This is a genomic window from Dermacoccus nishinomiyaensis (assembly GCF_900447535.1).
Taxonomy (GTDB): Bacteria; Actinomycetota; Actinomycetes; order Actinomycetales; family Dermatophilaceae; genus Dermacoccus; species Dermacoccus nishinomiyaensis.
Window position 1 is genome coordinate 2,459,125 of record NZ_UFXX01000001.1, and the last position, 26,310, is coordinate 2,485,434.

The 26,310-nt window shown below is 70.9% G+C and carries 22 protein-coding genes, 1 tRNA gene and 1 riboswitch; of the genes, 12 read left to right on the plus strand and 11 right to left on the minus strand.

Going from position 1 to position 26,310, the window contains the following annotated elements:
* The first annotated feature begins 25 nt into the window (after positions 1–25).
* On the plus strand, positions 26–1,081 hold the full coding sequence (locus DYE07_RS11495; protein WP_074040789.1) for a LacI family DNA-binding transcriptional regulator: 1,056 nt from the start codon (positions 26–28) through the stop codon (positions 1,079–1,081).
* Here the strand turns inward: DYE07_RS11495 and otsB are convergent.
* Entirely contained in the window at positions 1,056–1,940 is an 885-nt protein-coding gene (gene otsB / locus DYE07_RS11500; protein WP_006943712.1) for a trehalose-phosphatase, read from the minus strand. The genes DYE07_RS11495 and otsB overlap by 26 nt on opposite strands.
* Positions 1,937–3,352: an alpha,alpha-trehalose-phosphate synthase (UDP-forming) gene (locus DYE07_RS11505; protein WP_006943725.1), complete on the minus strand. Its 1,416-nt coding sequence runs from the start codon at positions 3,350–3,352 to the stop codon at positions 1,937–1,939. Before DYE07_RS11505 ends, otsB begins: the two co-directional genes overlap by 4 nt.
* Positions 3,353–3,525: 173 nt before the next feature.
* Between DYE07_RS11505 and DYE07_RS11510 the strand changes: the two genes are divergently transcribed.
* The 3 genes from DYE07_RS11510 to DYE07_RS15295 all read left to right on the plus strand — a co-directional run bounded on the left by DYE07_RS11510 (position 3,526) and on the right by DYE07_RS15295 (position 8,102).
* Positions 3,526–5,400 carry a serine/threonine-protein kinase gene (locus tag DYE07_RS11510; RefSeq protein WP_050786426.1) on the plus strand — a complete coding sequence of 625 codons (1,875 nt, stop codon included), beginning with the start codon at positions 3,526–3,528 and terminating at the stop codon, positions 5,398–5,400.
* Positions 5,401–5,470: 70 nt separating this feature from the next.
* Positions 5,471–7,018 carry a threonine/serine exporter family protein gene (locus DYE07_RS11515; protein WP_006943709.1) on the plus strand — a complete coding sequence of 516 codons (1,548 nt, stop codon included), beginning with the start codon at positions 5,471–5,473 and terminating at the stop codon, positions 7,016–7,018.
* Between the two features lie 182 nt (positions 7,019–7,200).
* Positions 7,201–7,347, plus strand: a riboswitch (cyclic di-AMP (ydaO/yuaA leader).
* Positions 7,348–7,355: 8 nt separating this feature from the next.
* Positions 7,356–8,102: a transglycosylase family protein gene (locus tag DYE07_RS15295; RefSeq protein ID WP_006943724.1), complete on the plus strand. Its 747-nt coding sequence runs from the start codon at positions 7,356–7,358 to the stop codon at positions 8,100–8,102.
* A gap of 96 nt (positions 8,103–8,198) precedes the next feature.
* Here the strand turns inward: DYE07_RS15295 and DYE07_RS11525 are convergent.
* Positions 8,199–8,271 (minus strand) — tRNA-Thr (locus DYE07_RS11525).
* Positions 8,272–8,356: 85 nt separating this feature from the next.
* Between DYE07_RS11525 and DYE07_RS11530 the strand changes: the two genes are divergently transcribed.
* Both DYE07_RS11530 and DYE07_RS11535 read left to right on the plus strand, forming a co-directional pair.
* Positions 8,357–8,671 (plus strand): hypothetical protein, encoded by a 315-nt coding sequence (locus tag DYE07_RS11530; protein ID WP_006943710.1) that lies wholly within the window; start codon positions 8,357–8,359, stop codon positions 8,669–8,671.
* Between the two features lie 90 nt (positions 8,672–8,761).
* The gene (locus DYE07_RS11535; protein ID WP_074045660.1) at positions 8,762–9,643 is read left to right on the plus strand and encodes a phosphatase PAP2 family protein; all 882 of its coding nucleotides are present in this window, start codon (positions 8,762–8,764) and stop codon (positions 9,641–9,643) included.
* On the opposite strand, the gene DYE07_RS11540 is transcribed toward DYE07_RS11535, so the two are convergent.
* The 6 genes from DYE07_RS11540 to DYE07_RS11565 form a co-directional block, all read right to left on the minus strand.
* Entirely contained in the window at positions 9,603–10,394 is a 792-nt protein-coding gene (locus DYE07_RS11540; protein ID WP_074045659.1) for an SDR family NAD(P)-dependent oxidoreductase, read from the minus strand. The two genes, DYE07_RS11535 and DYE07_RS11540, sit on opposite strands and share 41 nt — an antisense overlap.
* A 220-nt stretch (positions 10,395–10,614) precedes the next feature.
* Entirely contained in the window at positions 10,615–11,724 is a 1,110-nt protein-coding gene (locus DYE07_RS11545) for an ABC transporter ATP-binding protein (protein ID WP_235006213.1), read from the minus strand.
* Positions 11,721–12,545: a molybdate ABC transporter permease subunit gene (gene modB, locus DYE07_RS11550; protein WP_313956482.1), complete on the minus strand. Its 825-nt coding sequence runs from the start codon at positions 12,543–12,545 to the stop codon at positions 11,721–11,723. Before modB ends, DYE07_RS11545 begins: the two co-directional genes overlap by 4 nt.
* 1 nt (position 12,546) lies before the next feature.
* Positions 12,547–13,347, minus strand: coding sequence for a molybdate ABC transporter substrate-binding protein (gene modA, locus DYE07_RS11555; protein WP_006943714.1), 801 nt, complete (start codon positions 13,345–13,347; stop codon positions 12,547–12,549).
* A 66-nt stretch (positions 13,348–13,413) separates the two neighbouring features.
* Positions 13,414–14,289, minus strand: a complete 876-nt coding sequence (locus tag DYE07_RS11560; RefSeq protein ID WP_006943716.1) for an SGNH/GDSL hydrolase family protein — start codon at positions 14,287–14,289, stop codon at positions 13,414–13,416.
* Positions 14,286–14,960 carry a uracil-DNA glycosylase gene (locus tag DYE07_RS11565; protein ID WP_115297022.1) on the minus strand — a complete coding sequence of 225 codons (675 nt, stop codon included), beginning with the start codon at positions 14,958–14,960 and terminating at the stop codon, positions 14,286–14,288. The genes DYE07_RS11560 and DYE07_RS11565 overlap by 4 nt, the downstream gene beginning before the upstream one ends.
* An 80-nt stretch (positions 14,961–15,040) precedes the next feature.
* On the opposite strand from DYE07_RS11565, the gene DYE07_RS11570 reads away from it, so the two are divergent.
* The 4 genes from DYE07_RS11570 to DYE07_RS11585 all read left to right on the plus strand — a co-directional run bounded on the left by DYE07_RS11570 (position 15,041) and on the right by DYE07_RS11585 (position 20,302).
* The gene (locus tag DYE07_RS11570; RefSeq protein ID WP_006943707.1) at positions 15,041–15,319 is read left to right on the plus strand and encodes a DUF3263 domain-containing protein; all 279 of its coding nucleotides are present in this window, start codon (positions 15,041–15,043) and stop codon (positions 15,317–15,319) included.
* 312 nt (positions 15,320–15,631) lie between these two features.
* Positions 15,632–17,269, plus strand: coding sequence for a chaperonin GroEL (gene groL, locus DYE07_RS11575; protein ID WP_006943711.1), 1,638 nt, complete (start codon positions 15,632–15,634; stop codon positions 17,267–17,269).
* 181 nt (positions 17,270–17,450) lie between these two features.
* Complete coding sequence (locus tag DYE07_RS11580) at positions 17,451–18,161, plus strand: PadR family transcriptional regulator (RefSeq protein WP_074045654.1); 711 nt, start codon at positions 17,451–17,453, stop codon at positions 18,159–18,161.
* Complete coding sequence (locus tag DYE07_RS11585; RefSeq protein WP_074045653.1) at positions 18,158–20,302, plus strand: NADPH-dependent 2,4-dienoyl-CoA reductase; 2,145 nt, start codon at positions 18,158–18,160, stop codon at positions 20,300–20,302. The genes DYE07_RS11580 and DYE07_RS11585 overlap by 4 nt, the downstream gene beginning before the upstream one ends.
* 53 nt (positions 20,303–20,355) lie before the next feature.
* Here the strand turns inward: DYE07_RS11585 and DYE07_RS11590 are convergent, their stop codons facing one another.
* Complete coding sequence (locus tag DYE07_RS11590; protein WP_006943722.1) at positions 20,356–20,652, minus strand: WXG100 family type VII secretion target; 297 nt, start codon at positions 20,650–20,652, stop codon at positions 20,356–20,358.
* 181 nt (positions 20,653–20,833) lie between these two features.
* Here DYE07_RS11590 and DYE07_RS11595 point away from each other — a divergent pair, with 181 nt between their 5' ends.
* Positions 20,834–21,580 (plus strand): ABC transporter ATP-binding protein, encoded by a 747-nt coding sequence (locus DYE07_RS11595; protein WP_170957280.1) that lies wholly within the window; start codon positions 20,834–20,836, stop codon positions 21,578–21,580.
* A gap of 1 nt (position 21,581) precedes the next feature.
* Positions 21,582–24,125, plus strand: coding sequence for an ABC transporter permease (locus DYE07_RS11600; protein ID WP_115297023.1), 2,544 nt, complete (start codon positions 21,582–21,584; stop codon positions 24,123–24,125).
* Positions 24,126–24,137: 12 nt separating this feature from the next.
* On the opposite strand, the gene DYE07_RS11605 is transcribed toward DYE07_RS11600, so the two are convergent.
* Positions 24,138–26,252 carry a HelD family protein gene (locus DYE07_RS11605; protein ID WP_115297024.1) on the minus strand — a complete coding sequence of 705 codons (2,115 nt, stop codon included), beginning with the start codon at positions 26,250–26,252 and terminating at the stop codon, positions 24,138–24,140.
* Between the last annotated feature and the right edge of the window lie 58 nt (positions 26,253–26,310).

A 26,310-nucleotide genomic window follows, 5' to 3' on the forward strand; every position in this document is an offset into this window, starting at 1 on the left:
GTCGCGGCGCGACGGGAGCGGGCGCGTGAGCGCCACCGAGGACGCGGCGCTCAGGCGCGGCGGCGACGAATCGCCGCCGCGCCTGCAGCAGATCGCTGCTGCTGCGGGGGTCTCGCAGGCGACCGTCTCGCGCGTGCTCAACAACAAGGCCGGCGTCGCCGAGGCCACGCGCCGCAGCGTCCTCACCGCCGTCGACGTCCTCGGCTACGAACGCCCCGCGAGTCTGCGCCGCGCGGGGGCTGGCGCCATCGGCCTCGTCGTGCCCGAACTCGACAACCCGATCTTCCCCGCGCTCGCACAGGCCGTCACGACGCGGCTCGCGGCAGCGGGGTACACCGCCGTCCTGTGCCCGACGAGCGCCGGTGGGGTGCAGGAGGATGAGTACTTGTCGATGTTGCTGGAACGCGGCATCGCCGGGCTCATCCACGTCTCGGGGCGCCACGCCGACACGACGGCGTCGATCGCGCGCCATCAGGAACTCGTCGCGCAGGGCCTGCCCGTCGTCCTCGTCAACGGCCACCGCGACGACCTCGCCGTCACGTCGTTGTCGACGGACGACCACGTCGCGGTGCGCCTCGCCGTCAGCCACCTGCTGAGTCTGGGGCACCGCCGGCTCGGTCTGGCCGTCGGGCCGGCACGCTACACCCCGTCGATCCGCAAGCTGACGGCGTTCCGCGACGCCGCGGCCGAGTTCGGGTTCGAGGCGCTCGTCGAACACACGTGGTTCAGCGTCGAGGGCGGCGAACTCGCGGGAACGCAGCTCACCGCGCGGGGCGCGAGCGGCATCATCTGCGGCTCGGACCTCATGGCGCTCGGCGTCATCCGCGGAGCGCGTCACGCGGGCTTGGACGTGCCGAGGGAGCTCTCCGTCGTCGGTTTCGACGGCTCGGCGATGACGGAGCACACCTCGCCGCCGCTGACGACGGTGCGCCAGAACGTCCCCGCGCTCGCCGACGGCGCCGTCGACACGCTGCTCGACCAGATCCGTGGGCTCGCAGCGGCCGCGCCGTGCGCCCGTGAGCTGGTGCTCGCGCCCGACCTCGTCGTGCGCGCCTCTACCGGCCCGCCTCCGGTGCGCTGACGGCGCCCTTACCGGCGTCGGCGTCGTCTCGGACGTCGGCGTCGTCTCGTGGCGCGTCGCGCCGCGCCTTCGTCAGCGCGCCGAGCAGAGCGTCGAGCAGCGGCGGGACGTCGGTGCAGCCGGGGACGCGGTGCGCTGCGGCGGTGTCGCCGTCGCCGACCTTGACGCCGATGTCGCTTCCCGCGCGCAGCGTCGTGAACACCGTCTCGTCGGTGACGTCGTCGCCCAGGTAGAACGTCGCACGCAGGTTGCGCTCGGCGGCGAGGGCCGCGAGTGCCGCGCCCTTCGACACGTCGAGCACCGACAGTTCGACGACGGCCTTGCCGCGCATCGCGTGGACGCCCGGGACATCCTGCGGGACGGCGAGCGCCGCGCAGGTCGCGCGCTCGGCCTCGTCCTCGTCCATGCCGCGGGTGTGCAGGACGACGCCGGCCGGCTTGTACTCGACGCGTGTCGCGGGCAGTCGTTCGGCGATCGTCTCGAGCGCGTGGGTGGCGCCGTCGAGGGCGGCGCGCTCGACGTCGCTCAGCGCGCTGCCGCCCGAGGCGGCGGAGCCGAGGGTGGTCGAGATCTCTGCGCCGTGGCTGCCGATGAGGACAATGGGGGAGGACTCGTCGATCCCCGTCAGCGCGCGCAGGGTGGCGAGGTCACGACCCGATGCGAGTGCGACGCTCACGCCCGGTAGCGCCGCCATCGCACTGAGTGCCTCGATCGTGCCCGGTTGCGGGCGGGCGCTCGCGGGGTCGAGGACGATCGGCGCGAGCACCCCGTCGAAGTCGGAGGCGACGAGCACGTCACCGCGGCGCGCGAAAGCACCCAGCTCCTCGCGTGACGGCGGCCGCAGCGGCGTCGCGGTCACGATGCGGCCTGCGTCGACGGCGCCTTCGGGGCGGCCTCGAGGCTCGCGAGGTAGTTCTTCGCCCACTGCTGCACCGAGTTCTCGCTCACGAGGGCACGCATCGAGTCCATCCGCTGACGACGCTGGGGCGCCGGCGCGTCGACGGCCTTCATGATCTGCTGCTTGAGACCCGCGATGTCGTGCGGGTTGCACAGGTAGGCGTCGCTCAGTTCCGTCGCGGCGCCGGTGAACTCGGACAGCACGAGCGCCCCGTCATCGGCGCAGCACGTCACGTACTCCTTCGCGACGAGATTCATGCCGTCGCGCAGCGGCGTGACGAGCATGATGTCGGCGGCCGCGAACATCGCCGCCATCTCCTCGCGGTCGAACGAGCGGTGCAGGTACGTGAGCGCCGTCGCGCCGATGCTCGAGAAGTCACCGTTGATACGCCCGACCGTCAGCTCGATCTGGTCACGCAGATCCATGTACGCCTTGACGCGCTCGCGGCTCGGCGTCGCGACCTGGATGAGTTTGTGCTTGCTCGGGTCGAGGCGCTCGTCGGCGAGCAGTTCGCCGAACGCCTTGAGGCGGTGACGGATGCCCTTCGTGTAGTCGAGGCGATCGACGCCCAGCAGGATCTTCTCCGGGTTGCCGAGCTGCTCGCGGATCTCACGCGCCCGCGCCTGCACCGAATCCGACTCGACGATCTCGCGCAGCCCCTCGACGTCGATCGAGATCGGCACCGCGGCTGCGCGCACCTGACGTTCGCCTAGGTCGACGACGTCGCCCGTCACGTCGAGGTCGAGGTACTGACGCACCGCGCGCAGGAAGTTGCCCGCGTCCTCGGTGCGCTGGAAACCCAGGAAGTCGGCGCCGAGCAGCCCCTCGAGGATCTCCTCGCGCCCGGGCAGCTGCGCGAACAGCTCGACGGCGGGGAAGGGGATGTGGTTGAACCAGCCGATGCGCAGGTCGGGGCGCATCTCGCGCAGCATCTCCGGCACGAGCTGCAGCTGATAGTCGTGCACCCACACCGTCGCGCCCTGCGCGGCGACCTCGGCGCAGGCGTTCGCGAAGCGACGGTTGACGCGGCGATACACCGAACGCCAGCTGCGACGGAACGTCGGCGTGATGATGACGTCGTGGTAGACGGGCCACAATGTGTCGTTGCTGTGGCCCTCGTAGTAGTCGGCGACCTCCTGCTCCGACAGCGCGACCGGGTGCAGGTGCATGCCGCCGTCGTCGAACGGTTCGGGCGCCTCACCCGGCTCGCCCGCCCAGCCGACCCAGGCGCCGTCACGCCCACGCATGACGGCGTCCATCGCGGTGACGAGGCCGCCGGGGGAGCGGCGCCACTGCGACTCGCCGTCCGGCGTCGTCACGCGGTCGACGGGCAGCCGGTTGGCCGCGACGACGAAGTCGTAGGTCTCGCTCATCGGAAAGTTCCTTCGCTCATCGGTGCGCGGGACGAACAGGTGCGGCGTGCGCTCGAATTCGGCGGGGCGCCGGGGCCGTTCGCGTCTTCGTCACGAGCCTATCGCGGGCGGCGGGGGCGTGCCGGGCCGCGTCGATCCAGCACTTTGTCATGTGCGCGGCCTACCGTGGAGCCATGACGTCCCCGGAGCCTCCTGAGCCGACACGCGCCGGACACCGTCTGCCGCGGCGCACCCACCCGACGCCGTCGCCGACGCCCGAGCGTCACGACGACGCGACACAGGTGGCGCCGCAGGGCACGCGGACACGGCAGGGCTCGGGCGCTCACGCGGCCACCCCGGCCGACGGTGGGGACGTCGTCGGCCACTTCCGCATCCTCGACAAGATCGGCGAGGGCGGCATGGGCGTCGTCTACCGCGCGCTCGACACCCGAAGCTCGGACGGGCGGGAGGTCGCCGTCAAGGTGCTGCGCCCGCACATCGCCTACGACCCCGACGCGCGCACCCGCCTCGCGCGGGAGGTCGCGACGCTGGAACGCGTCCACACACCCGGCGTCGCCGCCGTCATCGCCGCGGAGCCGTACGGCGAGCGCCCGTACATCGCCACCGAGTACGTGCCCGGCATCCCCCTCGACGAGGTCGTCAAGCGCCGCGGGCCGTTCGAGCCCGACGCGCTGGCGCGCCTCGGGCGCGACCTGGCCGTCGCCATCCAGGCCATCCATGACGCCGGCGTCGTCCACCGCGACCTCAAGCCGGGCAACGTGCTCATGGTCGACGGGCGCCCCGTCGTCATCGACTTCGGCATCGCCCACATCGCCGACGACGCGCGCCTGACGTCGACCGGCCTCGTCATGGGCACCCCCGGCTACCTCTCGCCCGAGCTCGTCGAGGGTGCGCCCGTGTCGACGTCGACCGACTGGTGGGGCTGGGCCGCGACGCTCGCCTTCGCCGCGCAGGGTGAGCCGCCGTTCGGGCGCGGCCCGATGCCGGCGGTGCTCGACCGCGTGACGCGTGGTCAGGCCAACCTCGGCGGCGTCGACGCGCGGCTGCGGCCGCTGCTCGCCGCCGCGCTCAGCCCGGTGCCGCAGGAGCGACCGTCGGCCCGGCAGGTCATCGAACAGATGGAGCGGTACGCGCGCGGCGAACCGACGACGTACGTCCCGGTGCGACGCGCGGCAGAGCCGCGCGTGACTCGCCCCGAATCGCAGCAACCCCGCCCCGACGCGACGGCTGTGCTCGGCCGCCCGGACGCCACGCGCGTCGCGCCGGTGACGTCGCCGCCGCCGCTGAGTGCGGGGCCAACGGACGCCGAACGCGCTCAGCAGGGGGCCCCGGTGCGTCAGGGCGCCCAGGGGTATGCCAACCCGAGCCCATACGGCTCCGCGCCCGTTCCGTTCGCGCCGAAACCGCAGTCGCGCCCGGGCGAGCACGACCCGCGCATCAACCTGCCGCATCGATCGGGAACGCTGCAGGCGATCTTCGTCCTGTGGTTGGGCGTGACGGCGCTCGTGCCCGTCGTCGGGCTCGTGCTGCTCGTCGTGTGGAACCTCGCCGCGCGCTTCAGCGACTCCACGATCACCCAGACCGTCCTGCGACGCTACGAGGCCGGACGACGACGCAGCGACGGCGCCGTCGCCGTCGCGAGTGCGCCGTGGCACGCCTTGCGCGCGACGCTGTCGACGCTGTTCGCCCTCATCCTGCCGACAGTCGTCTTCGCCTGCGTCGCGGCGCTCGTCGGCATCGGTTGGGTGGCCGTGCGCGGCGGCGTGCCGCGCGTGTGGTGGGCGCTGCCGCTCGTGCTCGGCGCGGGCGCCGCGCAACTGGCGCTGTGGCGAGGCGCCGGTTCGGTCGGCTACCGACGCGGTTCGCGCTCGCTCGTGCGCGGCCTCGTGCCGCAGAACGCGACGCGCATCGTCGCGGGCATCGCCGTCGGCCTCGGCTTGTTCATGCTGGTCGGCTCGTTCCTGCAGCAGGGCGACATCTCGTGGTTCCCGTTGACGGGCGGCATCGACGACCCGCTGGCGCGGTACGCGCCGAGCGTGCAGCGCTGAGTCGATGCACCACAGCGCGTCCACAGCGCGCGCCGAGGGATCGTCACGTTCGGCGTCCTAGGATCAGGGAATGGGTCAGTACGGACGAGAGCACGGCACGACGGGGCCCAACCCGATCTCGGAGAACACGCAGCCGGTCCTGGCGCCGCGGATGCGGTTCCTGCGCAGCGAACCGGTCACCGAGCCGCTGCCCATCGCCGATGCGCTGAAGAACACTCCCTACCGCGACCCGAACGTCCTCGCGGGAGTCAGCGACGACTCGGCCCAGTACAAGGCGCTCGACATCGCCGTGCGCGTGGGGGAGTTGTTGCTGCGCTGCGGGGCGAGCACGCGTGACGTCGAGTCGAGCGTCGTCGCCGTCGCCGCATCGGCGGGGCTGCGCCGCCTCGAGGTCGACATCACGAACCAGGCGCTGCTGCTGCAGACGCCGTCACCGCATCCGGGCCATCCGCCGCTGACGATGCTGCGCGTCGCCCGTTCGTCGACGCGTGACTTCTCCCGGCTGACGGCCGTGCACCAGTTCGTCGAGCGCCTCGTCGCGGGCGGCATGGATCTCGACGAGGCGACGAAGCAGTTGCGGCGCATCCAGCGGATGCCGCGGCTGTACCCGCGATGGCTCGTCTCGGTCGCGTTCGGTGGTCTCGCCGCGTCGGTCGCGACGATCCTCGGTGGTAGCTGGATGGCCGTCGCCGTCGCGTTCGTGTCGGCGATCATCGTCGACCGCATCGGGCGCGTGCTGAGCAACCTGGGGGTGCCGAGCTTCTACTCGGCAGCCGCCGGCGGACTCGCCTCGACGATGCTCGCGTGGCTCGCGTACATGTCGCACCAGAGTCATCTCGTCGGCGAGTTCGTCGCCACTCACCTGCCCGGCTCGATGACGATGGCCGACTTCGCGTACGCGATCTCGGGCGGCATCGTCGCGCTGCTGCCCGGTCGTCAGATGGCGTCCGCGGTCGAGGACGCCGTCACCGGCTATCCCGTCACCGCCTCCGGGCGCGTGTTGACGGTGATCCTCGCCTGCGCGGGCATCACGGTCGGCGTCGGTGCGGGGTTGTCCTTGACGCTGAGTCTCGACAACGCCCTCGACCTCGGGCTCCAGTCGCCCGGGGTGCTGCGTTACGACTCGCCGTCGACGACCTTTCTGCTCCAGGTTGCCTGCGGTGCGCTCGGCGCGGTCTGCTCGGCCGTGACGATGCGTTCGCGTGTCCGGATGCTCGTGCCGACGGCCGTCATGGGCGCCCTGGGCGTGGGCGGCGTGACGTTCCTCGTCAGCTCCATCGGCCTCGGCGCGACGACGGCGACCGCGGTGGCCGCGACGGCCGTAGGGTTCTGCGCGCGACTGCTCGCGCTGCGCCTGGGCGCCCCCGCGCTCGTGCTCGTCATGCCCGCGGTCTCGCCGATGCTGCCCGGCCTGCGCATCTTCCGCGGCATGTACGAGTCCGTGTCGGGTTCACTGCTCGGAGCGACGCGCGTGGCGCAGTCCGGGGTCGGGGTGACGACGATGCTCGGCGCCGTCGGGATCGCCCTCGCGCTGAGCACGGGGGCGCTTCTCGGGGACGTGCTGTCGGCGCCTTTCGACCGCCCGATCGTGCAGCGCCGCAGGGCTCGTCGCCGCTGACGGGCGGGGGGTTCTCGCGCGCGGCGACGGCGGGGGCCGCGGTGATTCACATTTTGTGACGTAGGTCGCGTAACGTTCTCCTCGCTGTGGCGATGTCGTGAGTGTCGCCCAAGCGGCTCACAACTCAACACACCAAGAATTCGCGGGCAGCGCCAACGCCAAACCTCGTCGGGCGCCGCTTCATTCGCACCGTGCGAACCGCAGACGAGGGTGGGGGACCCACTCGTGGCACTCGTTGAGTGCCTTGGGGTGAAGCCGGTCCCGAACCGGCCGAGCACCTGACCGCTCGAACCCGACAGCTCACCTCACCGGCGTCGTCAGGAAAGGAAACACCTCCATGGGTTACACCCCGAAGCACTCCGCTCCCTCCGACTCGACCATGGGTCGCAAGGCTGCGGGCGTCGCCCTCGTCGGTGCCGCCACCGTCGGCGCCGGCGTCACGAGCGCCACCACCGCCTCGGCCGCACCGGCCGGTTCGGTCTGGGACCGCGTCGCCGCCTGTGAAGCGGGCGGCAACTGGCACATCAACACGGGCAACGGCTTCTACGGCGGCCTGCAGTTCACGCAGCAGACGTGGGCCGGCTTCGGTGGCACGCAGTACGCCGCTCGCGCCGACCTCGCCACGCGCGAGCAGCAGATCGCGATCGCCCAGAAGACCCTCGCCGTCCAGGGCCCCGGCGCCTGGCCCGTGTGCTCCGTGCGCGGTGGCCTGACCCGCGCCAACGGTGGCAGCACCGCTGCGGCTCCTGCCGCTGCGGCCGCGAACACGCAGGTGTCGCGTTCCACCGCTCGTTCTGCCGTCAAGGCTCCCGCCGCGACGTCCGGCAAGCTCGCCGTCGACGGCATCCTCGGTCGCCAGACCGCTCGCTCGCTGCAGGCCTGGGTCGGCACGTACCGTGACGGCATCGTCGGCCCGCAGACGAAGATGGCCCTCCAGCGCACGGTCGGCACGACGCCCGACGGCATCATCGGCCCCCGCACGGTCGCCGCGCTGCAGTCGAAGCTCGGCATCTCCCAGGACGGCGCGACGTACCTCAACGCCCGCACCGTCCGCGCTCTGCAGGCGCACCTGAACAACCACTGATCGCGCGTCTGATCGCCTGATCGACGACGAGGGCCCCACCGCTTCGAAGCGGTGGGGCCCTCGTCGTGTGCCCTGGCCGGGCAGGCGGGCGGTGAGAGCTGGAGATGGGACTCGAACCCACAACCACCTGTTTACAAGACAGGTGCGCTACCGATTGCGCCACTCCAGCACACTGCCGGTATCGGCAGCCCTGTGATCTTATACGAGGCGGGTCGCGATGCCCGTCCCGTCGGGCGACGACCTACGATGAGGGCATGAATCTCAAGCCTGCAGCAGACGTCGAAACCGCACCCGTCGCCGCCCTCGGTCTCCTCGGCGGTTACCTCACCGCCCGTGAGACGGGTATCCGTCCGCTCGGGGGTGTCGTGCTCGCGCTCGCCGGCGGGTACGCGGGCCGCACGTGGCTCGCCAAGGGCGGCGCGGCCCAGACGGCGGCGCTGACCGCCGTGTACGTCGGCGGGTTCGGCGCCTCGCACCCGCTCGCGAAGAAGATCGGCGCGTGGCCGTCCGTCGTCGGGGTGGCGGCACTGTCGGCGGCGGCGTCGTACGTCCTGATCGACCGCCACTGAGCGGGCCCGCCCCCGAGGCTCGGCCTGCCCGAGTGCGCGGGGATACACTGACGTGTTTTGTTCGACGGCCGCGACGAGGTGAGGAGTGGCATGCCCGACTCCCTCACGCCTGCCGAGCGTTCGATGCGCGACCTGACGCCGTCGCGTGACGACTTCTCGCTGAGCACCACCGAGCCGCCGCCCCGCTTCGTCAGGGCGCTCGTGCGCCCGCTCGGTGGCCGCCCGGCGCTACTCATCGAGTTGTTCCTGTTCTGGATGTTCTTCCAGTACTTCACGTTCGCGCAGGAGCACATCCGCGGAGAGCACGACGAGTCGGTCCGGCATGCGCACCGCCTGTTCGACCTGGAGCAGTGGCTGCGCATCGACATCGAACGATGGCTCAACTCATCGCTCGCCGAGGTGCCCGTCCTCGCGCAGGGCGCCGGGTACTACTACGGCATGGTGCTCGCGACGGTGCCCATCGCGCTCGCGTGGGCCTGGTGGATGAACCCGGACGGGTTCCGGCGCCTCAGACGGTTGCTCATCGCGATGACGCTGCCCAGCCTGCTCGTGTTCTGGTTGCTGCCGATGGCCCCGCCCCGGTTTGCCGTCGACGGCATGATCGACATCAACGCCGTCTACAACATCATGGGCGGCCGCCTCGCGCGTGACCCGTCGCAATCGGCCAACCTGTACGCCGCGATGCCGAGCCTGCACTGCGCCTGGTCCACCTGGGTCGCCTACGTCGTGTACGACACGTGGAAGCGGCGCCGGCCCGTGTGGGCCCGCGCCGCCTGGCTCTACCCGCTCGTCACGTACTGGGACGTCATGGCGACGGGCAACCACTTCGTCCTCGACGTCGTCGGTGGCATCGCACTCTTCGGTTTCGGTCTTCTGTACGTCAACCTGCTGCGCGGGGCCGAAGTGAAGATCTGGGACGAGGACCCGGGGTTCACTTCGGCGGCATACGCAGCGCACCGTCGAGACGAATGACCTCACCGTTGAGCAGCGGGTTCGCGACGATGTGCTCGACGAGTGCCGCGTACTCGCTCGGGCGGCCGAGGCGCGAGGGGTGCGGCACGACCTTGCCGAGCGATTCGCGCGCCGCCTCCGGCAGCCCCGCGAGCATCGGCGTCTCCATCGTGCCGGGCGCGATCGTCATGACACGGATGTGGCTGTCGGCGAGGTCGCGGGCGGCGGGGAGCGTCAGCCCGACGATGCCGCCTTTGCTCGAGGCGTAGGCCGCCTGACCGATCTGGCCGTCGTAAGCGGCGGCGCTGGCCGTCATGACGATGACGCCGCGGTCACCGTGTGCGTCCGGCGCGCCGTCGTCGGTGGGGGAGGGCTCGTTCGCGACCATCGCCTCGGCGGCCAGACGCAGCACGTTGAAGGTGCCGACGAGGTTGATGTCGATGACGGTGCGGTACTTCTCGAGCGCGTGGACGCCGTTCTTGCCGAGCACGCGCCCCGGGGTGCCGACCCCGGCGCAGGCGACGGCGATGCGCAGCTCACCGAGTTCGGCGGCGGCGTTGACGCCCTGGCGCACCTGCTCCTCGTCGCGCACGTCGGTGGGGACGAACAGGGCGCGCTCGCCCAGGTCGTCGGCGACGGCCTGGCCGTTCGAACTCGGTAGGTCGGCGATGACGACGGCCGCGCCGTCGGCGTGCAGGCGGCGGGCGGTGGCCTCGCCGAGGCCCGAGCCGGCACCGGAGATGAGAGCGACGGTGTGCTGCGTGATCTTCATGTGACGCACTCTAACGAGCGGTGCGAATTAAATGTGGGGTGGGTCACCCTCGTTCCCGCGGCGCCTGGCTCGTCGTGTCGCTCCGACGACGCGGCGGCCCCGCCTCGGTGCGCCCAGATGCACCTGCGTGCAAGAGCACCCGGGTGCAACTGGGCGCAAGAGGGTCGGGCGAGGCCGTCGCGATGGTGCAGGAAGGCAGGAGGAGCTCGCGCGCTGGGGCTCAGCGGTACAGCGTGACGTCGGTGGCCTTGACGCTCGCTGCGACGTGCGAGCCGCGGTGCAGGCCGAGTTCGGTGACGGCCTCGAGCGTCACGTCGGCCACGAGATCGGCCGCGACGCCTGCGTCACCCCGCAGGTGCACGCGGGCCGACGTCCCGGTGTGCTCGATCTGCTGCACGACGAGCGGCCAGGTGTTGCGAGGCGATCCGGCGGGCACCTCGCGCCACAGCGAGACCGCGGTCGGCGCGAAGGCCGCGAACGCCCGCTCGCCCGACGGCGGCACGTCGGCGGCCATGATGCGGGCGCCACCCGGCGTCGTGATGGCGCGACCGTCGCTCGTCCCTCGCCACAGGTTGAGGCCGACGACGCGGGCGGCGAACGCCGTGCGCGGATAGCGCACGACCTCCTGCGGCGGGGCGAGCTGCGTCACGCGCCCGGCTTCGAGGAACAGCAGCCGGTCGGCGAGCGTCAGTGCCTCCAGCGGGTCGTGGGTGACGAGCAGGGTGACGGCGTCGGTGCGCGCGAGGCGCTCGCCGAGCAGCGCGCGCAACTCGTCGCGGCCGCTCTGGTCGATGGCCGAGAGCGGCTCGTCGAGCAGCAGCACCCGAGGGGCGAGGGCCAGTGCACGGGCCAGAGCGACGCGTTGTGCCTGGCCTGACGACAACTCGTGCGGACGGCGGCTCGCGAGGTCGGCGATGCCCACCTGCTCGAGCTCCTGCCGCGCACGACGGCGCGCGGCGGAGCGCGATACGCCCCGCGCCCGCAGCCCGAACGCGACGTTCTCGAGGGCGTCGAGATGGCCGAAGATGTCGCCCGCCGCGGTCATGAGACCCACCTGACGGCGGCCGGGGGGCACGGCGTGACCGCGCCCGTCGTCCCAACAGGCTTCCCCGACGCGCAGCTCACCGCTCGTGAGATGTTCGAGGCCGCTGATGCCGGCCACGAGCGTCGACTTGCCGCTGCCGTTGGGGCCGAGCACCCCGAGCACCTCGCCCGGAGCGCACGTGAACGCGGCCTCGAGCTCGAACGAGCCGCGCCGCATCGTGCCGGCGAAGCTCAACCCCTCCGGTTCGGGCGTCTCAGGCGGTTCGGGCGAGAAAGACGGGTTCATCGCACACCGCTCCAGCGTCCGCGCAGCAAGGCGAGCACGACGAGGCAGATGCCGAGCATGAGGGCCGCGAGGGCGGTGGCGGCGTCCTGACTGATGTCGAGCGCCTGATACACCGCGAGGGGGCCCGTCTGGGTCGTGCCGGGGAAGCTGCCGGCGAAGGTCATCGTCGCACCGAACTCACCGAGAGCGCGTGCCCAGGAGAGCGTCAACCCCGCGAGCAGGCCGGGCGCCGCCATCGGGATGAGGACGCGGCGCAGCGTGTACCAGCGGCTCGCGCCGAGCACGGTGGCGGTGCGCGCCCACCGAGCGTCGATGCCGCGGAACGCGCCTTCGGCGGCGACGACGAAGAACGGCATCGCGACGAACGTCTCGGCCAGCACGACGCGCACCCACGAGTAGGGCAGCGACGTGCCGAAGCTGTCCTGCAGCACCGTGCCGATGAGGCCGCCGCGCCCCCACGCGTCGAGCAGGGCGACACCGGCGACGACGGGCGGCAGCACGAGGGGGACCGTGACGAGCGCCCGCAGCCACGCGGCGGCACGCCCCCGCAGGCGTGAGAGCCACCAGGCGAGAGGGGTGCCGAACAGTGCGGACAGGGCTGCCGTCGTCGTCGTGGTGCGAAGCGACAGCAGGAGAGCTTCGCGTGTGCCGGCGGTCTGCAGGTCGGCGGCGAAGTGCGACCAGCGCACCTCCAGCAGCAGCGCAACGAGCGGGACGACGACGAACGCGACCGCGACCGCTGCGAACACCCCGAGCACCACACCGCCGGCATCGGGGGCGCGGCGGGTGGGGCTCGTTCTGCTGGCGCTGGGGGCGCTCACGTCAGCTCGGCGAGCCGAACCCGGCGTCGCTCAGCACCTTGCGGCCCTCGGCGCCGGTGATGAGCTGCACGAACTGCTTGGCGTACTCGTTGTTGCTCCACGTCGCGATCGGCAGCGTCGTCTTGACGTTCGAGCCGGACGCGATATCGACGCCCGTCACCTTGTCACCGGCGGCCTTGACGTCCGTGCGGTACACGACCGCGGCGTCCGCGTCACCGGAGGAGACCTTCGCGAGCGTCGACTTGACGTTCTGCTCGTAACTGACGACGTGCGCGTGGACGTTCGCCTTCGCCAGCGCCTTGTCGGCGGCGCGCCCGCACGGCACGGTCTTGGCGCACAGCACGGTGCTGACCTTCGCGAGGCTCGCGAGGTCGGTGACGTGGCCCGGGTTGCCCTTGGGCGTCGCGATCTCGAGTTCGTTCGTCGCGAAGTCGGTCCAGGTCTTGCCCTGCGTGATGTCGGCCGGCATCGTCTTGGGCGTCGTCGTGTCGGCCATGGCGACGACGTCGGCCGGTGCACCACCCTTGAGTTGGCGCACGATGTCCTGGCTGCCTGCGAAGCTCATCTTGATCTCGACGCCGGGGTGGTTCTTCTCGAAGTCCTCGGCGAGCTTGGTGAAGCTCTCGGTGAGCGAGGCCGCGGCGAGGACGGTGATGGTCTTGCTCGAGCTCGCCGTGGCCGAGGAGCTGCCGGCGGCGTTCGAGCCCGACGAGTTCGTGCTGCTCGACCCGCCGCAGCCGGACAGACCCAGCACGGCGGCGGATGCGGTGGCGGCGGTCGCCGTCGTGAGGGAACGATTCATCCTCGTGGCCTTCTGTCTCTCGGTCGGCTGATCGGATCGGTTCTCGGGGCGAGGACGCCGGGGTGGTCAGGCCCGTCGGAACAGCTCGGCGGCGACGCTCGGGTCGATCGGCATCGGGTGGGGGCGTTTCGCCTCACGCCCGTCACCCGAGCTCGTGCCGCGCAGGCGGCGTTCGATCCACGGGCCGAAGTATTCCTTCGACCACTCGGCGTTCTCCGCCAGGCGCTGACGGGCTGGCTTCGGTTCGAGCGGCGGGAGCAGGTCGAGCCAGTCGCCCTCGGTCGGCAGGCCCAGCGTCCACGCCGCCTGCTGCGCGACACGGCGGTGGCCCTCGGGGGACAGGTGCAGGCGGTCGGCACCCCACATGCGCATGTCCCGCAGTGCACGCATGCCCCACACGTCGAGCACGTAGCAGTCGTGTCGCTGCGCGATGCCCCACAGGTTCGCGATGTGCCAGCTGATGCGCGGTCGCAAGCGGGTCATGATCTTCGAACCCGTGGGGTTGACCATCGTCGCGAGCATGACGTCGGCTCCGGCGTCCTTGAGGCGGACGACGGCGGCCTCGAGCTGATCGGCAACGTCGTCGAGGTCGACGTTCGGGCGCATGATGTTGTTGCCGCCGCCGACCATGCTGACGAGGTCGGGCTGCATCGCGAGCGCGGCGTCGAGCTGCGGGCCGACGACGTCGGCGAGCAGCTTGCCCCGGATCGCGAGGTTCGCGTACTCAAATGCGTGCCCCGCGCCGTCGGCGACCTGAGCGAGGTCGACGGCGAGCCGGTCGGCCCAGCCGAGGTAGGCGTCGTCCTGACGCGGGTCGGGGTCGCTCATGCCCTCGGTGAAGGAGTCACCGATGGCGACGTAGCGCCGCCACGTCCGCTCGTGGCCGCTGCGGGCCGCGGGCGCCTCTTCGGCGGTACGGGTGTCGGGGGTCGTGTCTGTCACGGGATGCGCCAATCGATCGTGTGCGTGCCGAGTTCTTCGAGCAGGGCGTTGGTGCGGCTGAACGGCTTGCTGCCGAAGAAGCCGCCGCGGGCCGACAACGGTGAGGGGTGGGCCGACTCGACGGTCGGCGTGTCGCCGAGGTGCGGCGCGAGTGAGCGCGCGTCGCGCCCCCACAGGATGGCGACGAGGGGCTGCTCGCGCTCGACGAGCGCGTTGATCGCCGTCGCGGTGACGTGCTCCCAGCCCTTGCCGCGATGGCTCGCCGGCTTGCCGGGCTGCACCGTCAGGACGCGGTTGAGCAGCAGCACCCCCTGATCGGTCCACGCCGACAGGTCACCGTGCTCGGGTGGGGTGATACCGAGGTCGTCGTGCAGTTCGGTGTAGATGTTCGCGAGGCTGCGGGGGATGGGCCGCACGTCGGGTGCGACGGCGAAGCTCAGGCCGATCGGGTGCCCGGGCGTCGGGTACGGGTCCTGGCCGACGACGAGGACGCGCACCTCGTCGAACGGCTGCGTGAACGCGCGCAGCACGGCGTCGCCCGCAGGCAGGTAGCCGCGCCCCGCGGCCACCTCGTCACGCAGGAACGCCCCCGCGGCGGCGATGTGCTCGGCGGCGGGCGCGAGGGGTTCGACCCAGCTCGGGTGGACGAGTTCGTCGTACGGACGAGGCATGTGTCCAACCTATCGCGCGGGTCTGACAACCCGCCCCGAGCGCGGTTGGAACGGGCCGGGCGGCCTCGTATCCTGAGCGGATGGCCATGATCGAGACCCCCGCGGGTGCCCACGTGCCCGGTGACGCCGACGCGCCCGGGCTGAGCGAGCGCGACCGTGCGATGCTCGCCTTCGAACGCGAGTGGTGGAAGCTGCCCGGCGCCAAGGAAGCGGCGATCAAGGAGCGCTTCGGGCTGACGAGCACGCAGTACTACCAGCAGCTCAACAAGCTCGCCGACACCGAGGCGGCGCTCGCCGCGGATCCGTTGCTCGTGAAGCGGATCCAGCGACGCCGCGCGGGGCGTCGACGCACCGTCTGAACCGCGGCTCAGCGCGCCGCCACGTCCCCGCATGTCGCCGCTCTCGTGGCGCCGCAGCCCATCTTGGCAGCCGCACGACAGACGTCGGGGTGCCGCTATGAGCGAACAACACGCGGGTGCGTGCGCGGAGGGTTTGCACTCGGTGGGGGCGAGTGCTAATCATGGGGTTAGCACTCTGATCGTGAGAGTGACAAAAGCCTGACTGCAGCAGTGAGGGTTCGGGGCGCGCCGACATGACCGGCGCGTGATCGGGTCCGTCCGTCGCGGGCGCTGATGTGGTCGATCCGAACGTCACGTGGAGGAACCACAGCCATGGCCAAGACCATTGCTTTCGACGAGGAGGCCCGTCGCGGCCTCGAGCGCGGCATGAACACGCTCGCCGACGCCGTGAAGGTGACCCTCGGCCCCAAGGGCCGCAACGTCGTGCTGGAGAAGAAGTGGGGCGCCCCCACGATCACCAACGACGGTGTCTCGATCGCCAAGGAGATCGAGCTGGAGGACCCGTACGAGAAGATCGGCGCCGAGCTCGTCAAGGAAGTTGCGAAGAAGACCGACGACGTCGCCGGTGACGGCACGACGACGGCCACCGTCCTCGCCCAGGCGATGGTGCGCGAGGGTCTGCGCAACGTCGCGGCCGGCGCGAACCCGATGGCGCTGAAGCGCGGCATCCAGACGGCCGTCGACGCCGTCAGCAAGCAGCTGCTCGAGCACGCCCAGGAGATCGAGACGAAGGAGCAGATCGCTGCGACCGCGTCCATCTCCGCCGCTGACCCGCAGATCGGTGAGCTCATCGCCGAGGCGATGGACAAGGTCGGCAAGGAAGGCGTCATCACGGTCGAGGAGTCGAACACGTTCGGCCTCGACCTCGAGCTGACCGAGGGCATGCGCTTCGACAAGGGCTACATCTCGGGCTACTTCGTCACCGACACCGAGCGCATGGAGGCCGTCCTCGACGACCCGTACATCCTCATCGTCAACTCGAAGATCTCGAACATCAAGGACCTGCTGCCCGTCCTGGAGAAGGTCATGCAGTCCGGCAAGCCCCTCGCGATCATCGCCGAGGACGTCGAGGGCGAGGCCCTGTCGACGCTCGTCGTCAACAAGATCCGCGGCACGTTCAAGGCCGTCGCCGTCAAGGCTCCCGGCTTCGGCGACCGCCGCAAGGCGATGCTCGGTGACATCGCTATCCTCACGGGCGGCCAGGTCGTCTCCGAGGAGGTCGGCCTCAAGCTCGAGTCGACCGAGCTCGACATGCTCGGCCGCGCCCGCAAGATCGTCGTGACGAAGGATGAGACGACGATCGTCGAAGGTGCTGGCGACGACGAGCAGATCAAGGGCCGCGTGGCGCAGATCCGCGCCGAGATCGAGAACTCCGACTCCGACTACGACCGCGAGAAGCTGCAGGAGCGCCTCGCGAAGCTCGCCGGCGGCGTCGCCGTCATCAAGGCGGGTGCCGCGACGGAGGTCGAGCTCAAGGAGCGCAAGCACCGCATCGAGGACGCCGTGCGCAACGCGAAGGCAGCCGTCGAGGAGGGCATCGTCGCCGGTGGTGGCGTCGCGCTCATCCAGGCGACGAAGGACGCCGAGTCGGCCTTCTCCGCTCTCGAGGGCGACGAGGCGACGGGTGCGAACATCGTTCGCGTCGCTGCCGAGGCTCCGCTCAAGCAGATCTCGACGAACGCGGGCCTCGAGCCGGGCGTCATCGTCGAGAAGGTGCGCTCGCTTCCCGCCGGTCAGGGTCTGAACGCTGCGAGCGGTGAGTACGTCGACATGATCGCCTCGGGCATCATCGACCCGGCGAAGGTGACGCGTTCGGCGCTGGAGAACGCTGCGTCCATCGCGGCGCTGTTCCTCACGACCGAGGCCGTCATCGCTGACAAGCCGGAGAAGAACGCCGGCGCTGACGCTGCGGCGGGCATGGACGGTGGCATGGGCGGTATGGGCTTCTGAGAAAGCGCGCCTCCACGGGCTGACGCCCGCCTGAGTGAATGCTCGGGCGGGCGTCAGCCTTTTGTCGTCCAGGGAGCACTTCCTCTCGCGATGTTGCCCGGGTTTCGGGCGTGACGCGCCTCGAATCGCGGGCAACATCGAGGCGGTTGACATGCGCATCTGCGCATATGAAACTAAGTGCATGTCGTTGCAGCATGCGTTGCTCGTGTCCCTCGCCGAGCGCGAGGCGAGCGGGTATGACCTGACGCGGCGCTTCGACCGTTCGCTCGGGTTCTTCTGGAGCGCGACGCACCAGCAGATCTACCGCGTCCTCGCCAAGATGGCGGACGCAGGCCTCGTCGAGGTCCGCACCGAGGCGGGCGAGGGGCGCCCCGACCGTCGCGTCTACACGATCGCCCCGGCCGGTCGCGCGGAACTACTCGCGTGGACGCGCACACCCACCCCGAGCGAGACGCTGCGCTCCGAGTTCGCCGTCAAGGTGCGCGGCATGCGCTTCGGCGACGCGGACGCCGTCGTCGCCGACATCCGCCGTCATCGCGACGAGCACGCCGCCCAGCTCGCCTACTTCGAGGCCAACTGCGCGAGGCACTACCCCGATCCGTCATCCCTCAGCGACGAGGAGCGTCCGACCTACGCCGTCCTGCGCGGGGGCATCCGCACCGAACGCGCCATGCTCGAGTGGTGCGACGAGATGGTGGCGCTGCTGAGCGGCGAGACGCTGCCCACCTCCTGCGTGCAGGTGCACCCGGGTGCACTTGCGCGCAGGGGTGAAGACGGTGATGAGGACGGAAACCTGAACGTGGACGCCGACGGGAACCTCGCGGCGAGCGTCGACGTGGACGACAGACCGCACGACAACGAACGCACCCCACCACCCGGGAGAACACGATGAGTTATGAGCACCTGCTCAGCCCCCTCGACGTCGGCGGCATCACGCTGAAGAACCGCGTCATGATGGGCTCGATGCACACCGGTTTCGAGGACAAGGCGAAGGACTTCCCGCAGCTCGCGCGCTACTTCGCGGCACGCGCCGAGGGTGGCGTCGCGCTCATGGTGACGGGCGGTTTCGCGCCGAACATCACCGGCCAGCTCGGCCCGATGGGTTCGATGCTGACGGCGAAGCGGCAGCTCGGGCGGCACAAGCTCGTCACCGACGCCGTCCACGAGCACGACGGGCGCATCGTCATGCAGATCCTGCACGCGGGCCGCTACGGCTACACGCCCTGGAGCAAGAGCGCGTCGAACAAGAAGTCGCCGATCACGCCGTTCGGCACGCGCGCGATGAGCACGAAGGACGTCGAGAAGACGATCCGCGACTACGCGAACTCGGCGCGCCTCGCGAAGGACGCCGGCTACGACGGCGTCGAGATCATGGGCTCCGAGGGCTACCTCATCAACCAATTCCTCGCCGCCCGCACGAACGACCGCACCGACCGTTTCGGTGGCTCCGCCGAGAAGCGCATGACGCTGCCGCGCGAGATCGCGCGCGCCGTCCGCGACGCCGCCGGCGACGACTTCCTCGTCCTGTACCGCATCTCCGTGGCCGACCTCGTCGACCACTCCCAGACGTTCGAGGAGATCGCGACGCTTGCGCAGCACCTGCAGGGTGACGTGTCGATGTTCAACTCCGGCATCGGCTGGCACGAGGCGCGCATCCCGACGATCGTGACGTCGGTGCCGCGCGCCGCGTTCGCGTGGGCGACGGGCAAGCTGCGCGCCGAGGTCGACATCCCCGTCATCGCGAGCAACCGCATCAACACCCCCGAGGTGGGCGAGCAGATCATCGCGGACGGTCTCGCGGACATGGTCTCGATGGCGCGTCCGCTGCTCGCGGACCCCGACTTCGTCAAGAAGGCGCAGGCGGGCCGCGCCGACCTGATCAACACGTGCATCGCGTGCAACCAGGCGTGCCTCGACCACACGTTCAGCGGCAAGAAGGTGAGCTGCCTCGTCAACCCGCAGGCCGGACGCGAGGGCGAGCTCGTCCTGCTGCCCGTGCCGAAGCCGCGCGCCAAGCGCGTCGCCGTCGTCGGCGCGGGCCCCGCCGGGCTCGCCGCCGCGACGAACCTCGCCGAGCGCGGCCACGACGTCACCCTCTTCGAGGCACGCGACCACCTCGGCGGCCAGTTCCGTCTCGCGATGAACATCCCCGGCAAGGAGGAGTTCGCCGAGACGCTGCGCTACTTCATGACGCGGCTGGACGAGTTGAAGGTCGACGTCCGCCTCTCGACACGCGCCGACGCCGAAACGCTCGACGGTTACGACCACGTCGTCCTCGCCACGGGCGTGACGCCGCGTCGCCCCGCCATCGAGGGCATTGACCACGCGAAGGTCGTCATGTACGACGAGTTGCTGCGCGGTGAGAAGGTCGCCGGTGAGCGCGTCGCCGTCGTCGGTGCCGGTGGCATCGGCTTCGACGTCAGCGAGTACCTGCTGCACGAGCCGCACGAGAACCTCAAGCACTGGATGGAGCGCTGGGGCGTCACCGAGTCGGAGAACGTGCCCGGCAACATCGTCGAGAAGGTCACGGAGAAGCCGCGCCGCCAGGTCTACCTCGTGCAGCGCAAGCACACCGCGCTCGGCAAGGGCCTGGGCAAGACGAGCGGCTGGGTGCACCGCCAGACGCTCAAGGACTCGAAGGTCGAGTTCATCGGCGGCGCCACCTACGACAAGGTCGACGACGCCGGCCTGCACCTGACGATCACGCCCACGCCGCCGCGCGCCGTCGGGCCGCTGACGAAGGCGTCGAAGAAGACGGGCCTGCCCCTGACGATGGTGCCGCAGCTCAAGGCCCTCGACGCGAAGTACGCGAGCGTCCCCGCCGAGGCGAAGGCGAAGTTCGAGGGCCAGGAGCCGACCAAGCGCGTGCTCGACGTCGACACCGTCGTCATCTGCGCGGGTCAGGAGTCGGTGGCCGACACGTTCGGTCTCGACCCGGCGAAGGTCACCGTCATCGGCGGTGCCGACGTCGCCGCAGAGCTCGACGCGAAGCGCGCCATCAAGCAGGCCACGGAGCTCGCCGCGGCGCTGTGACGAACCGTCGGGCCCGACACGTCGTCGGGCCCGACGGCCGGCAGGTGCCGCGCTCAGGCGGTGACCCAGCGGCGCACGTTGTTGTCCTCCGCCGTCGAGTACTCGCTGCTCGTGAGGTGCAGCGTCGAGCTGATCGTGTCGAGCGTCGACTTCAGCTTGTTCATGTCGGTGTTCCACGTCGTCATGAGCGAGGTGAAGTTCGTCTGCGCCGAACCCTTCCACTGCGTCTGCAGCGTCGTCAGCTTCGTGTTGAGGTTCGTCAGAGACGTCTCGAGGTCGGTGACGAGCGTCGCGGTGTCGGTGCCGTGAGCGGAGATCGCGTCGGAGTCGACGGTGTACTGCGATGCCATGATGTGCCTTTCGTGGGGCGCGCGGGCTGCTCCCGTGGCGCTTGCCTCCGACGGTAGGCCGACGGCGCCCACCCGTGCTTCGGGCCGTCCACAGGGCCGCGCAGCCGTCACAGCTGTGGATGAACGAGCCTGTCTCGCGGCCCGGGGGACGGTTGTCGGAGTGGACAGCTACCTTGGCATCATGACGAAGCGTGTGGTGGCAGCCGAGGCCGACGGCCTGACGATGGCCTACGGCGAGGATGACGCCCGGGTGCTCGCCCTCGACGGGGTGAGCCTCGAGCTGTTCGAAGGGGAGTTCACCGCCGTCATGGGCCCGAGCGGCTCGGGCAAGTCGACGCTCATGCACTGCCTCGCGGCGCTGGAGACGCCGACGTCGGGGCGGGTGTTCATCGGTGACGTCGAGGTCAGCTCCCTCGACGACAAGCGCCTCACGCGGCTGCGGCGCGACCACATCGGCTTCATCTTCCAATCGTTCAACCTCGTGCCGACGCTGACGGCGCGCGAGAACATCATGCTGCCCGCCTCGATCGCGGGCAGAAAGGTCGATCAAGAGCTGTTCGACGACGTCATCGATGCCGTCGGCCTGCGCGAACGGCTCGGGCACCGTCCGAGCCAGCTGTCCGGCGGCCAGCAGCAGCGCGTCGCGTGCGCCCGGGCGCTCGTCACGCAGCCCGACATCATCTTCGCGGACGAACCGACCGGCAACCTCGACTCCCGCTCGGGCGAAGAGGTGCTGTCGTTCCTGCGCCGCAGCGTCGACCGACTCGGCCAGACCATCGTCATGGTGACGCACGACCCCGTCGCCGCGGGCTTCACCGACCGCGTCGTCTTCCTCGCGGACGGACGCGTCGTCGACGAGATGCGTGAGCCGACGTCCGAGCGCGTCCTCGATCGCATGAAGGCGTTCGACGCCGCCGCGAGGCGCTGACGTGCTCACCACCTCGCTCAAGGCCGTCTGGGCGCGCAAGCTGCGCCTGCTCATGAGCACGTTCGCGATCGTGCTCGGCGTCGCGTTCGTCGCCGGCTCGCTCATGTTCACCGACTCCCTCAACCGCGCGTTCAGCGGCATCATGAACGGCACCGTCGGCGACGCCACCGTGCGTGCCACCCAGGACGCCTCGCAGCACTCGCGCGGCGGCGACACGCGCACGATCGGCCCCGACGTCCTCGCCAAGGCGCGCTCGGCCAAGGGCGTCGCGCAGCTCGACGGCGTCGTCTCGTCGATGAGCGCCACCGTCCTCGCGAAGAACGGCAAGGTCATCGGCGGCCAGGGGGCGCCCGCGTTCGGGGTGAACTACCACGACGCACGCGCCGCCGACGGCGTGCCCGGGCTGCACATCACGCAGGGGCGGGCACCGACGTCGGCGAGGGAGATCGCGCTCGATGCGAAGACAGCCGAACGCGGCGGCTACCACCTGGGCGACACCGTCAGCATCCTGACTTCGGGCCAGACGCCGCGCTGGTCCGGCCGGCTCGTCGGGTACGCGAGCTACGCGAACGGCTCGATGGTGGGCTCGACGCTCGCGGTCGTCGACACGAAGACTGCGCAGCAGTTGTTCCTCGACGGCAAGGACGCCTACACCTCGTTGTGGGTCCAGGCGCGCCCCGGGGTGTCGCAGAGCACCGTCGTCGAGCAGATCAAACCGTTCGTGCCGAAGGGTTTCGAGGCGGTCACCGGCAAGCAGGCCTCCGACGAGGCCGCGAGCGGCATCAAGAAGGCGCTGTCGTTCATCACGACGTTCCTGCTCGTGTTCGCGGGCGTCGCGCTGCTCGTCGGCTCGTTCCTCATCGTCAACACCTTCGGCATCCTCGTCGCGCAACGCAGCCGCGAACTCGCGCTCCTGCGGGCACTCGGCGCGTCGTCACGCCAGGTCCTCGCCAGCGTGCTCGTCGAAGCGCTCGTCGTCGGCCTCGTGGGTTCACTCGTCGGCATCGGGGTCGGCGTGCTGCTTGCGAAGGGCATCTCGGCGCTGCTCTCAGCGCTGGGCGCCGACATCGACACCGGTGGGCTCGTCCTCGAACCGCGCACAGTGGCGGTGTCGCTGCTCGTCGGGCTCGGCGTGACGGCGCTCGCCGCCTGGCTGCCGGCGCGGCGAGCCTCGCGCATCTCACCGATCGCGGCGATGCGCGACGACCAGGTCGAACCCGAGCAGACGGTGCGCCGCCGCGCCGTCGTCGGCGCCCTCGTCTTCGTCGTCGGTGCAGCCCTGGCCGCCTGGAAGCTCGCGGCCGACACCTCGATCTGGGTGTTCGTCGCAGGCATGGTGCTCATGCTGTTCGGCACGATCTCGGCGACGCCGGTGCTCGCGCGTCCCGTCGTGCGTGCGATCGCCGCCGTGGCGCGCCCGCGCTCGGGAATCGTCGCACAGCTCGCGGCCGAGAACAGCCTGCGCAACCCGCGCCGCACCGCGGCGACCGCGTCGGCCCTCATGATCGGCATGGCGCTCGTGTCGATGATGACGGTGTTCGGCGCGTCCGCCTCGGGCAGCGTGGATGCCCTCATCGCGAAGAACTTCCGCGGAGACTACGTCGTCAGCGGGCAGTTCTCCGAGCCGATCTCCGCCTCCATCGCGACGCGGATGCGCAGCGTCGACGGCGTACAGACCGTCTCGCGCCTGCGTCTCGGTGACGGCACGTTCAACGATGCGCCCGCGACGATCGAAGGCGTCGACGCCGCCACGTTCCGTCAGGTCGCACCCGTCGAACTCGACTCCGGCAAGGACGCCCTCGACGATCGCTCCGTGCTCATCTCGTCGGAGAAGGCGAAGGCGTACGGCATCACGGTCGGAGACGTGACGCGCCTGACGATCGGCAGAGCGAACGTCAAGCGCCTCACCGTCATCGGCATCTTCGACCGTGACGCGAGCCCGCGCGCGGCGGACTACGTCGTCAGCATGCCGACGTTCGAGGCGGTGGGCGGCTCGACGAAGGACAACACCCTCTACGTGCTGCGCCGACCCGGCGCGGATGCGGCGAACGTCAAGAAGGGGCTCGACTCGGTCGTCGCCGATCTGCCGACCGTCACGGTCAAGGATCAGGCCGGCTACGCCGCCGAGCAGCGAGCCCCGATCGACACGATGCTGGTGCTCATCTACGGCCTGCTCGGTCTCGCCATCGTCATCGCGGTGCTCGGCATCATCAACACGCTCGCGTTGTCCGTCATCGAACGCACCCGCGAGATCGGCCTGCTGCGCGCCGTCGGCCTCGCCCGCTCGCAGTTGCGCTCCATGGTGCGCCTCGAGGCGGTGACGATCTCGCTCGTCGGCGCCGTCATCGGTGTCGTGCTCGGCACGATCTTCGGGGTGTTGTTCCAGCGCACGCAGGCGAACTCGGGCGTCGACGTGCTCGTCATCCCGTGGCTGCGGCTCGCGCTCTTCCTCCTGCTCGCTGCCCTCGTCGGCGTCCTCGCCGCCTGGTGGCCGGCACGGCGCGCCGCGAAACTCAACGTTCTCGCCGCGATCAGCGCGCCGTGATCGGGTGCGCTCTCACGACGTCAGCGGCGCCGGGATCGGGCGCGCGTGGACGACATTCAGGGCGCTGACGGCGCGCGTCAGCACGACGTAGAGACGCCGCAGGCCTGTCGCCTCATCGGGTTCGGCGTCCGCGATGTCGGCGGGTTCGACGACGATGACGCGGTCGAACTCGAGGCCCTTGGCGACCTGCGCGGGCACGAGCTCGACCTGATGGTCGGCGTCGTCACCGTGATCCGCGCCGAGGCGCCCGAAGCCGATGCCGGCGTGCGTCAGCGCCTCCGCGATGTCGTCGAGCGCGCCGGGGACGGCGATGACGCCGACCGACCCGGGCGTCGTCGTCGCATGGCGCACCGCATCCGTGACGGCGGCCGCGAGCGCGTCGGGGCCAGTCTCGACGAGGTCGAGTTCGCCGCGGTTGCTGCGCACCGACTGCGGTGCGGCGAGGCCGGGCGCGATGACGGGCAGCAGCTGCGCGGCGTATTCGATGACGGCAGCGGGCACGCGAAAGCCCTGCAGCAGCTCCTCGAGGTGGAAGTCGCTCTTGCCGAGGTGTGACATCGTCGCAGTCCATGACCCCGGTGCCCACGGCGTCGTCGCCTGCGCGACGTCACCGAGCACCGTCGCCGAGCCCGTCGAGCAGCGGCGCCCGACGCCGCGCAGCTGCATCGCCGACAGGTCCTGCGCCTCGTCGACGATGACGTGCCCGAGGCTGGTCGTGCGTTCGATGCAGTCGGCGGCCTCGTCGAGCAGCGCGAGGTCGGCCGGCGACCACTTGGCGGACCCCTTGGTGCGCGGCGGCTTCTCCCACACCGCGCTCGCTTCCTCGTGCGGGTCGAGGTCGCCGTCGGCGCACTCGTGCAGGAAGTCGGCGTCCGACAGGAGGCGGTGGACGACGCCGGCGGCGTCGAGCTGCGGCCACAGGGCCTTGACGTACGCCTTCACCGGCGCGCTGCGGGCGATGGAATCCTGGACGCGATCGTCGGGGGAGTCGCCCGCGGCCTCGAGCTGCAGCATGACGCTGTGCGCGAGGCGCTGCGCCATCATCGCCCGCGCGGCCTCGTATCGCACGCCGCGCGAACGGAGTTCGGCGACGATCTCGGCCACCTCGTACGCGGGCACCCGCCAGCGTCGCGCGCCACGGGGGACGACGAGCGCCTCGTCGGGGTGCCCGACGTGGGCCCACACCGCGCGGTGGATGATGCCGGCCCACCGCGCATCGCCCTTGAGGACGGCGACCTGCGCCTCGTCCGCGCCGCGCACGAGCCAGCGTCGGTTCTTCGGGGTGTCGTCGCGGTAGCTGCCGTCGAGGAGCGTCTCGATCGTCGCGTGCGCGACGCGCGCCTCGCCGAGCGACGGCAGCACCGCGGAGATGTGGTCGAGGAACGCCGCGTTGGGGCCGACGACGAGGACGCCGGCGCGATCGAGGCGGGCACGGAACGAGTACAGCAGCCACGCCGCGCGGTGCAGGCCGACAGCGGTCTTGCCGGTGCCGGGCGCGCCCTGGATGCAGACGGTGGTCGCGACGTCGGCGCGCACGAGCGCGTCCTGCTCGGGCTGGATCGTCGAGACGATGTCGCGCATCGGGCCCGAGCGGGGGCGTTCGATCTCGGCGGCGAGGATGTCGCTGCCCGCCCGGTCGTCGGCGCCCGCCTCGTCGGTGCCCCCAGGAGCATCGAGACACTCGTCCTCGTACGCCGTCAGCTCGCCGCGTTCGACGCCGAAGCGCCGCCGCAGCGACACGCCCATCGGTTCGGCAGGGGAGGCGCGGTAGAACGCCGTCGACACGGGCGCCCGCCAGTCGATGACGAGCGGGTCGCCTGCCTCGTCGGAGACGTGGCGGCGCCCGACGTAGAGCTCCTCGAGGCGCGCGGCGTCACCCGCGGCCGGGTCGCTCCAGTCGATGCGGCCGAAGAAGAGCGTCGTCGACGGGTCGTCGGTCAGCGCCGCGACGCGGCGGGCGAGCGTCGCCCCGAGCGCCTCGCCGCTGACGGCGTCGCTGGCCCGCGACGCGTCGAGCGAGGCGGCCGAATCGCGCATGCGCGCGAGTTGGGCGCGTGCGGCGGCGAGGTGCGCGCGTTCGTGGTCGAGGACGGGGTCGAGCGCAGGCTCGAGCACGGGAGCGGGCATGGCGAACCACCTTCGGGGGCAGTGGAGGCAGAATCCCTCACTCTACGCCTGGCACCCG

What these genes read in the sequence shown, in the direction of transcription:
- DYE07_RS11505 (WP_006943725.1), bottom strand. Translation starts at nt 3,352, where the DNA reads ATGAGCGAGACCTACGACTTCGTCGTCGCGGCCAACCGGCTGCCCGTC.
- DYE07_RS11510 (WP_050786426.1), top strand. Translation starts at nt 3,526, where the DNA reads ATGACGTCCCCGGAGCCTCCTGAGCCGACACGCGCCGGACACCGTCTG.
- DYE07_RS11515 (WP_006943709.1), top strand. Translation starts at nt 5,471, where the DNA reads ATGGGTCAGTACGGACGAGAGCACGGCACGACGGGGCCCAACCCGATC.
- DYE07_RS15295 (WP_006943724.1), top strand. Translation starts at nt 7,356, where the DNA reads ATGGGTTACACCCCGAAGCACTCCGCTCCCTCCGACTCGACCATGGGT.
- DYE07_RS11530 (WP_006943710.1), top strand. Translation starts at nt 8,357, where the DNA reads ATGAATCTCAAGCCTGCAGCAGACGTCGAAACCGCACCCGTCGCCGCC.
- DYE07_RS11535 (WP_074045660.1), top strand. Translation starts at nt 8,762, where the DNA reads ATGCCCGACTCCCTCACGCCTGCCGAGCGTTCGATGCGCGACCTGACG.
- DYE07_RS11540 (WP_074045659.1), bottom strand. Translation starts at nt 10,394, where the DNA reads ATGAAGATCACGCAGCACACCGTCGCTCTCATCTCCGGTGCCGGCTCG.
- DYE07_RS11545 (WP_235006213.1), bottom strand. Translation starts at nt 11,724, where the DNA reads ATGAACCCGTCTTTCTCGCCCGAACCGCCTGAGACGCCCGAACCGGAG.
- modA (WP_006943714.1), bottom strand. Translation starts at nt 13,347, where the DNA reads ATGAATCGTTCCCTCACGACGGCGACCGCCGCCACCGCATCCGCCGCC.
- DYE07_RS11565 (WP_115297022.1), bottom strand. Translation starts at nt 14,960, where the DNA reads ATGCCTCGTCCGTACGACGAACTCGTCCACCCGAGCTGGGTCGAACCC.
- DYE07_RS11570 (WP_006943707.1), top strand. Translation starts at nt 15,041, where the DNA reads ATGGCCATGATCGAGACCCCCGCGGGTGCCCACGTGCCCGGTGACGCC.
- groL (WP_006943711.1), top strand. Translation starts at nt 15,632, where the DNA reads ATGGCCAAGACCATTGCTTTCGACGAGGAGGCCCGTCGCGGCCTCGAG.
- DYE07_RS11580 (WP_074045654.1), top strand. Translation starts at nt 17,451, where the DNA reads ATGTCGTTGCAGCATGCGTTGCTCGTGTCCCTCGCCGAGCGCGAGGCG.
- DYE07_RS11585 (WP_074045653.1), top strand. Translation starts at nt 18,158, where the DNA reads ATGAGTTATGAGCACCTGCTCAGCCCCCTCGACGTCGGCGGCATCACG.
- DYE07_RS11590 (WP_006943722.1), bottom strand. Translation starts at nt 20,652, where the DNA reads ATGGCATCGCAGTACACCGTCGACTCCGACGCGATCTCCGCTCACGGC.
- DYE07_RS11595 (WP_170957280.1), top strand. Translation starts at nt 20,834, where the DNA reads ATGACGAAGCGTGTGGTGGCAGCCGAGGCCGACGGCCTGACGATGGCC.
- DYE07_RS11605 (WP_115297024.1), bottom strand. Translation starts at nt 26,252, where the DNA reads ATGCCCGCTCCCGTGCTCGAGCCTGCGCTCGACCCCGTCCTCGACCAC.